Below are 7876 nucleotides of genomic sequence, written 5' to 3'. Positions count from 1 at the left end.
TATTTTACCATCTCTAATGCTGCTAGTGGCGAACATATGTCATGTGCTACTCCCTTTGCTATTTCATATAATCCTTTTTGTCTCTCCAACTCTTCTGCTCTTTTCTTGTCTGTTATGTCAAAAGAGACTCCTAACAACCCAATAACTTTCCCTACCGCATCGAAAAGAGGTGTTTTTTTCGATAAAAACTTTTTAAATTGGCCATCTAAAGAAATTGTATCTTCACTCTCATATATGTGACCTGTGCTCATAACAGCATAGTTAATCTCATTTAACTTATTTGCTTCATCAACACTATGTAAATCATAATTAGTTTTTCCAATAATATCAACAGAACAACTCAATCCTAAAGTTTTAGCTTGTATATAATTACAGCCTTGATAAACATTATTATAATCCAACCAATACAGATGACACGGTATTTCATCAATGATAGAACTCAATAAATTATTTTTTATAGACTCATTTTTCAATAATTTTTCTGAATTTTTTAAATTTTGCTCTTTTTGTTTCTTAAAAATTTCTACTTCTTGTACAATTTGTTTATTTTCAACCGCATATGAGTGCCCGACATGTAAAGCATTTCTATAATCCAACAAAAATTCAGAAGCATTTTGAAATTTACTTACACTAAAGCGAGGAGATAACCACTTTACTGCTTTTTGAAGATTCGAGAAATGATGAAACATTGCTACAACAGCACTATTAGCACTTCCGATGTGTACCAAATATATAGGCTTATTTAAATGTAACAATGGAAGCGTAAGTATCCATGAAGTTTCTTCTATAATATATGAATTACAATTTATTCTGTCAGTATTATGAGTAGATAAAAATTCATCAACACTTTTACTAAAAGCATTAGCAAAAATTTCATCACTATTTATCTTTTTAATAACAAGACTTTTGCAACTCTCATAGTATGGATTTTTCTCTCCAGATATACAATCTTGCCAATCTTTCTTTATAAAATCTGGAAAATCAGGTTGGCATCTATTAAGCCATTCAGATTCTTCTTCTTTACCTCTAATTATAGCTTTTGCTATTTCATCTTTACTGCATATTTCTAAAGGTTTTGGCATATAATTCCAACGACTTAAATATCCTGTACGTACTTCGTATTTTTCACAAAAAAGTAGATCAAATTCTTTATAAATTAAGTCAGCTGTAGCTTGTGTTTTCATTTTTTCATCAGAATGCTTATTATGACTCTCCCAAAAATATATAACAGCATTTTCTATTGGCTCTTTTGGCGCAAAATTGCGTAACATAGCTACAACAGATTCAATTTCTTCAGAGTCATTACTTATAATATTTTCCATAAGAATTTCCTTTAAATCTTAAAATTATATACCTGACAAAATTTATTTTTAGATCATTTGTATCGCACTCACTATTTTTGAAATGGATTCTTTATCTCCACATTTTAAAATTTTAGCTGATATTGCTCTTGCTTGTTCAAAAGATACACCACATATAACTTTTTTTATTTTAAGAACTTGAAATGGCGATACACTAAACTCATCAAGACCAAATCCTAAAAGGATAGGCGTATAATATGGATCTCCTGCCATTTCACCACACATACCAACTTCTATTTTTTCTTTATGAGCATTATCTATAATATGCTTTATAAGCCTCAAAACTGCAGGATGCATAGGATTATAGATATTAGCAACATTTTCATTTATTCTATCAACTGCTAAAGTATATTGTATCAAATCATTAGTCCCTATTGAAACAAAATCTACTTCTTTAGCTATCATGTCCATAATAACAGCCGCAGATGGTATTTCTATCATTGTGCCAACTTCCATATCCTCATCAAAACTTACATTACTTTTTCTTAAGTCTTGTTTGACATCTTGAAGTATTTTATTTGCATCACGAAGCTCATCAAGACCTGATATCATAGGATACATAAGTCTTACTTTTCCAAAAGCAGAAGCTCTTAAAATACCTCTCAATTGAGGAATAAAAATATCATCAGGATATTTAAGACATAATCTTATAGCCCTTAACCCTAAAAATGGATTTTGCTCTCGTCCAAGCTTTAAGAGTCCAAACTTTGCAAGCTTATCTCCACCCAAATCTACAGTCCTTATAGTTGTAGGATATCCTGACATTTCTTTTACAACTCTATAATACGCCTCAAAATGTTCCTGTTCACATGGAATACTATTGCGGTTAAAATACATAAATTCTGTTCTATAAAGACCTATCCCTTTTGCTTCATTATTTAAAACAGAAGATACTTCATCAGGATTGTCAATATTTGCAAAAATTAATACACTACGCTTATCTAACGTTTCAATAGGTAAATCTTTTAATTTCTTTAGCTCTTTTATAACTTCATTCTGCCTATCATATTCTTTTTGATACTTTTCTAATAACTCAGCAGACGGATTTAATATCACTTCACCAGTATTTCCATTTAGTATTATTGTATCACCTGTTCTTATTTGAGAAGATACAACTTTTAAACCAACAACAGCAGGTATACCCAATCCCTGTGCCATAATAGCAGTATGTGAAGTTTTTCCACCAACATCTGTAATAAAACCTTTGATTAGTTTTTCTTTTATTGTAACAGTGTCTGCAGGGGTCAAATTATGAGCAACAACTATAGAATTTTTTTTTAAATCTCTAAAACTCCTTTTTCGTTTTCCAAGTAAATTCGTTAAAATCTTTTTAGCAACTTCTTGAATATCAACTTTTCTCTCTTTAAAATAGTCATCTTTAATTGACTCAAAAGAACGAATAACCTTATCCATTACTTTAAATATTGCATATTCTGCATTACTACCTTCTTCTATAAGCTTATAAACATCTTTTCTCATATTCATATCATCTAAAATCAAAATATGAGTATCTGCTATATGAGCATAATTTTCACCTAAAATATCATTAATTTTATTATAAATTTCTTTAAATTCTTGTCTTGTTTTCTCAATCGCATCATCAAAGCGTTTCTTTTCATTTTCTCTTGCATTTTTAGGAATTTCTCTATAAATCAAACAAATATCATCGTCGTCTAAAAGAAACGCTTTTCCTACACTAACACCTCCAGAAGCTGCGATCCCTTTTAAAATGATATTTTCCAGTTTTGACATTTTAATTTCCTTTTATTCACTGAAATTAGACTTAAACAAACATTCAAGCTCAGTTAAAACTTCATTTTCATCTGATCCGTCTGCCACAAATTTAAGTTGACTTCCCTGCCCTGCAGCTAAAGTCATAATTCCCATAATACTCTTTGCATCTATGTCAAAGTTATCCTTTATAATTTTCACAGAAGATTGATATTTACTTGCAACTTGAACAAGCATAGCCGCAGGTCTTGCATGCAAGCCCATTTTATTAGAAACTGTAATAATTTTTTCTTTCATTTTTAAATCCTTAAATATGATATTAAAGAACATATAATTATTACACTATAAATTAAAAAAACTACTCCAAATCTATTAAAAACTATTGAAAACAAAAAAACTATTATATATATAGCTAAGTCATTTTCTTTACTTCCAAAAAACAAACTACTTATAGGGCTAGATTTAAAAATCAGCAAATACACAAATAACGCAACTGTAGAAATAAAAAATCCAATATATTTTATTATAGGCATTAAAATTTTAACACTTGATATTATAGATAAACTGTCTCTATTAAATTTAAATCCTATAAACATAAGCCAAGCTCTAGAAGCTATATGAAAAATATTATAAGTAATAATAAAAATAATAGGGACAAAAATCGCATACTTTTGAAAATTCTGATCTAGAAATTTCATAAAGAGCAACATAATTAAAATACTAAAACAAGCTACTAAAGGTCTTAACGTGCCAAAAAATAATGAATCACCAATAGCTGCTAGTGGTCCTGCCATTTGATTTTTAATGCTACTTATATTAATCGCATCCTCTTTATTTTCACTTTTATCTTTTTCTAAGCTTGCAACTATAGCAATTAATAAATTTGCCATGTATGGGTGAGTATTAAAATAACCTGCATGTCTCATTAAGGCTTCTTGCTTAGATTTATCATCTAAATAAACTTTATCTAAAAACGGCTTTAAGATATAAATAAAACCTATGTTTTGCATTCTTTCAAAATTCCATAATGCTTGAAGAAAAAAAGATCTTATAAACATTTTTAAATATACTTTAATCATCTTAAAGTTCCTTACAAAAAAGTTTTCTAAAGATATTAAATTCTTTTATAACTAAGGCAAAACCCACTACTGGGAGCAAATACCAAGCATTTCTTAAACCTAAAATAATAAATTGAGAAAGTTGCAAATAAAGACCCGAATATATCATCCCTCCAACATATATAGCAAACAAATAAAACAAAAATAGTCTTGCTGTAAAAAGAAAAAAACCAAAATATATACCTGCATACATTCGCAAATATTTTTGATTTTTTATACCATTTTCAATAAAATGCATAATTTTAATATTAAAATTTCTCCCAGAAATATCCATATCTCTATAAAAATACGCAAAGGGAATAGCTAAAACTAAAGCAAAAACTGCTGCTTCTTGCATTCCAATAAAATACCTGCAAGCCCAAAAAGTAGACAAAATGCTAATTAGAGAAACATCGACTGGAACTATCACTCCCATTGGAATAGCATTTATCCAATGCAATTCTACAATCATACCTATCCAAAGTCCTGTATTAATATCTCCCATAAAGTAGCCCGCAATAGGAGCACAAAATATAGGTCGACAAATCATAAATTGTCCAAAAAAAGTTATGTCCATACTACAAAACGCACCTACTAAAGCATAAAAAAATATACTGTCTGTCATAGGTCACCTATACACTTGAGTGTCTCTAAAACCACTATTTAAAATTTACAACTGTTTCCATAGAAAATTTTCTATCTTTGCCTGGCTCTATGCTACACCTAACTAATGGAATAACAGCTGTTCCCTGATATGTTCTTTCATAACCATTGTCAGAATTGATAACAGTCTCCACTGGGTAAACAAACAAATCACATTTTTCAGACAATTTAAGTTCAACTTCTATTTTGAGATAATCATCATACCTTTTCCATACTTCAACATTTTTTAAATGGCCCGCATCATCTCCTGTTTTGGCAGAAAAAGCAAACATTTGTTCTGGCGCAAAATAAATTTCAAAATTATCACTACAATTATTTTTTATAGAGTAATCCACATGATAACCATTTATTAATGGAAAAATTTCTTTAACAAGCTTCACGTTCTTCCCATCAACATTACCATAACGACATAAGCTAAGCTTTGCCTGCTTTTTTAAAAACTTTCTCATATTAACTAATTTTACTTCATATTTACCTGACACAAAATCACCTTTTTCTTGATAATTCCCAAAAACACAAGCATCGTATTCTACATCACATGAAAAAAAATGGTCGATTAAGGATGCTCTTTTATAATTATCATATACAAGATATTTCTCTAATCCGAATTCTTTAACTTTAACAACATCATTGTGTATGCTTTGCACTTGTGACTTATCATCTGCTATCACAGCTTTATCAATATTTTCTTTTAGCATTTTATGGTAAGGCTCATAGCGCCTTGTAAATACATCCAACAAATTGTAGTTAATTTTAAAAACATCCCATTCAAAAATGGAGCCGCCACAATATGCAGACACATAAATATTTTGTGTTTTACTTTCATACAAGTACTCATCTTGATTATCACAATTTATGTCAAAAATATTCCAAAAAGGCTTTTTGAACATAGATTTATTAAAACAATTTTCGGCTTTTATAATATTACTATAAATAGCGTTCCTCAAATGTGGAAGATAAACGCCTCCAAAAACCCCATGCCAATACGCACAATTACATTGTCCTGCATATAAAAAATCTTTTGCTTTTTTAAAGCTTTTTTTATCATTCTCTTTTAAATATTCTAATTTGTCACTTATATATAACATCTTTTTATGCATATTATTTACTTCTTCGTACTTTACAAGGAAATTTCTCCAAAATCCACCTCGTAAAAATTTTTTGGTCTCAATATCACAAGTATTCCTACTTAAAACTTTTTCAAAATTTTCTTGGTGATCAAATGGTAATGACCACTGAGACATTTCAAAGTAAGAAGAGCACGGCAAGTATATTCTTTGAGACGATTTCTTTAATTCTAAAATTTCACTAAAAGTTGCAGTTTCTACAATATCTGAATTATCTTCTAATGCAGTTAAAAAATTGTATAACCATTTATTTTCATAAACATGTTTATATGTGCTGGGCCACATTCCAAATTTTTCACCATCATCTGCCATAACAACGACAGGATCCTCTATAGGGCTCTCCTTTATTAAATATTTAAAATATTCAATTGTCTCCTCTACATTAGAAAAAGGGATCAAATATCTCATTTTTTGACTTATAGGAAATATATTTAATTTATAACCTTCTTCTTCTGTTGTATAGTAACCATTTAATTTGTCAATATTAAAACCTGCATTTGCAAAGTGGCAATCATCTAAAACCGTATATTTAATATTAGATTTAGCAAAAATTTTTGCCATAGACGGTTCCCAAACTCTTTCTGCAAGCCACATACCATTTGCTTGATTTGATCCAAATTTATCTTTTAAATATTTTGTTAATTTTTCTATTTGGCCAAGTTTATCTCTATCTGGAATAGAAGACATTATAGGTTCAAAATATCCACCAGATAGTATTTCTATCTTTTTATTTTCAACAAGGTCTTTAATATTCTTAACATACTCCTTATGCTCTTTTTCTAAATACTCCCAAAGAATTCCACTTAAATGCAAGTTCCATTTTATATCACTATGTTTAGATATAATATTTAAAAATGGTTTATAAGATAACTGATAAGCTTTTTCAAAGACCCAACCAAAATTACCAATTGGCTGGTGATTATGTGTACAAAAAATAAACTTAACTTTGCTCATTTGCTCACCTCAGATAAAGCTAGATACTCCTTTTCTATTAAAGGTATAATATTTAATCTCTCATCATTTGGCAAAATTCTTGGTTCTAGATCAATTCCTCTTTGGTAAATTTTATATAAAAATTTTATATCCGTATTATCAGCACACACATTGCTTAAAATCTGTTTCTTACCATCAAAAAAGTGCATCCCTCCAATATTTAAAGAATTAAACTTTATTCCCTGCTCTAATATATAAAAAGCTTCTCTTGGACTTGCCACCAAAACCATAACACTAGTTTTATTGTCAATCCTACTTAAAATATTGACTGCATCTTTAAGGCTCTTTACTTTAAGTTTTACATCGCTTGGAACAGCCATTCCCATAACCATTTGCTGTATTTTATCTTGAGCTGCAACATCCGAAGCTACTAAAAGGATATCTACAGAGACAGCTTTAAGCCACCCCTGAACTACCTGACCATGAACAAGTCTGTCATCTATTCTAAACAAAGATATTGGCACTATCTTACTCTCTTGATAACATATTTTTTTCAAACAAAATCTTTCTAACATTAATTATACTTTTCTTGCTTTCAGTAAAAACTTTTTGGGATAATTGTAAAATATTTTCAGCATTTTTACTCGCAAAAATCGCAGATAATAACATGGGAAGATTTACGCCTGAAATAATTTCAACATTAAAAGTATCAAACATTTTGCAAGAAGCGTTGTTCGGACTACCACCCATCATATCTGTAAGTATTAAAATACCATCTTTATCTATTACATCACTTAAAAAATTTTTTATTTTATCTTGCAAATATTCTAGACTACCATTTTTTCCATTAGAAATAGCGTAAAGATTTTCTTGACTACCAACTATAAGCTCTGCCGCATCAACTAGAGATTTAGCAAGGTTTCCATGTGCTACTACAGCAATTTTAATCACAATTACTCTCCAA

The 7876-nt window shown here is 29.5% G+C and carries 8 protein-coding genes; all 8 read right to left on the bottom strand.

Annotation, left to right across the window (positions count from 1 at the left end):
* On the bottom strand, positions 1-1322 hold a 1322-nt coding region (locus LBD57_RS05115; RefSeq protein ID WP_373470259.1), incomplete at its 3' end, for a PAS domain-containing protein.
* A 48-nt stretch (positions 1323-1370) separates the two neighbouring features.
* A complete protein-coding gene (gene ptsP / locus LBD57_RS05110) occupies positions 1371-3113 on the bottom strand; it encodes a phosphoenolpyruvate--protein phosphotransferase (RefSeq protein ID WP_373470258.1) in 1743 nt (580 codons plus the stop codon).
* Between the two features lie 12 nt (positions 3114-3125).
* A complete protein-coding gene (locus LBD57_RS05105; protein ID WP_373470257.1) occupies positions 3126-3389 on the bottom strand; it encodes an HPr family phosphocarrier protein in 264 nt (87 codons plus the stop codon).
* 2 nt (positions 3390-3391) lie between these two features.
* Complete coding sequence (locus tag LBD57_RS05100) at positions 3392-4171, bottom strand: PTS system mannose/fructose/sorbose family transporter subunit IID (RefSeq protein ID WP_373470256.1); 780 nt, start codon at positions 4169-4171, stop codon at positions 3392-3394.
* Between the two features lies 1 nt (position 4172).
* Positions 4173-4814, bottom strand: a complete 642-nt coding sequence (locus LBD57_RS05095; protein ID WP_373470255.1) for a PTS sugar transporter subunit IIC — start codon at positions 4812-4814, stop codon at positions 4173-4175.
* A gap of 34 nt (positions 4815-4848) precedes the next feature.
* On the bottom strand, positions 4849-6933 hold the full coding sequence (locus LBD57_RS05090) for an alpha-amylase/4-alpha-glucanotransferase domain-containing protein (protein ID WP_373470254.1): 2085 nt from the start codon (positions 6931-6933) through the stop codon (positions 4849-4851).
* Positions 6930-7469 (bottom strand): PTS system mannose/fructose/N-acetylgalactosamine-transporter subunit IIB, encoded by a 540-nt coding sequence (locus LBD57_RS05085; protein ID WP_373470253.1) that lies wholly within the window; start codon positions 7467-7469, stop codon positions 6930-6932. The genes LBD57_RS05090 and LBD57_RS05085 overlap by 4 nt, the downstream gene beginning before the upstream one ends.
* On the bottom strand, positions 7441-7863 hold the full coding sequence (locus tag LBD57_RS05080) for a PTS sugar transporter subunit IIA (protein ID WP_373470252.1): 423 nt from the start codon (positions 7861-7863) through the stop codon (positions 7441-7443). The genes LBD57_RS05085 and LBD57_RS05080 overlap by 29 nt, the downstream gene beginning before the upstream one ends.
* Between the last annotated feature and the right edge of the window lie 13 nt (positions 7864-7876).

Source organism: Candidatus Endomicrobiellum cubanum (assembly GCF_031278955.1).
GTDB classification, from domain to species: domain Bacteria; phylum Elusimicrobiota; class Endomicrobiia; order Endomicrobiales; family Endomicrobiaceae; genus Endomicrobiellum; species Endomicrobiellum cubanum.
This window is presented reverse-complemented; position numbering and strand designations above follow the sequence as displayed.

What these genes read in the sequence shown, in the direction of transcription:
- LBD57_RS05105 (WP_373470257.1), bottom strand. Translation starts at nt 3,389, where the DNA reads ATGAAAGAAAAAATTATTACAGTTTCTAATAAAATGGGCTTGCATGCA.
- LBD57_RS05090 (WP_373470254.1), bottom strand. Translation starts at nt 6,933, where the DNA reads ATGAGCAAAGTTAAGTTTATTTTTTGTACACATAATCACCAGCCAATT.
- ptsP (WP_373470258.1), bottom strand. Translation starts at nt 3,113, where the DNA reads ATGTCAAAACTGGAAAATATCATTTTAAAAGGGATCGCAGCTTCTGGA.
- LBD57_RS05100 (WP_373470256.1), bottom strand. Translation starts at nt 4,171, where the DNA reads ATGATTAAAGTATATTTAAAAATGTTTATAAGATCTTTTTTTCTTCAA.
- LBD57_RS05095 (WP_373470255.1), bottom strand. Translation starts at nt 4,814, where the DNA reads ATGACAGACAGTATATTTTTTTATGCTTTAGTAGGTGCGTTTTGTAGT.